The sequence below is a fragment of the Gulosibacter sediminis genome, from assembly GCF_014904065.1.
GTDB classification, from domain to species: Bacteria; Actinomycetota; Actinomycetes; order Actinomycetales; family Microbacteriaceae; genus Gulosibacter; species Gulosibacter sediminis.
The window spans coordinates 1-399 of record NZ_JACXJG010000053.1; the positions used below are offsets into that span (position 1 = coordinate 1).

At 66.4% G+C, this 399-nt stretch carries 1 protein-coding gene; it reads left to right on the forward strand.

Annotated elements, in window-relative coordinates:
- A partial coding sequence (locus ID132_RS12925; RefSeq protein ID WP_193128813.1) for a DDE-type integrase/transposase/recombinase occupies nt 1-399 on the forward strand: 399 nt, incomplete at both ends.

Here is a 399-nt window from a genome sequence, read left to right on the forward strand (position 1 = left end):
CAAGGACGTCCACTCCAACCGGATCGTCGGGTACGCGATCGACTCCAGGATGAAGGCGCGGCTCGCGGTGAAGGCGCTGGAGATGGCGGTCGCGCACCGAGGGAACCCGACCGACGTGATCGTCCACTCGGACCGAGGCAGTCAATTCCGATCCCGCCGCTTCGTCAAGGCGCTCAAGCGTCACGGCCTGCGCGGATCGATGGGCCGCGTCGGGGCGTGCGGGGACAATGCGGCGATGGAGAGCTTCTTCTCGCTGCTGCAGAAGAACGTTCTCGACCGGCACCCGTGGGGCACCCGACACGAGCTCCGCCTCGCGATCGTGAGATGGATCGAGGGCATCTATCACCGCAAGCGCCGACAGCGACGACTCGGGAGACTGACCCCCGTCGAGTTCGAGAC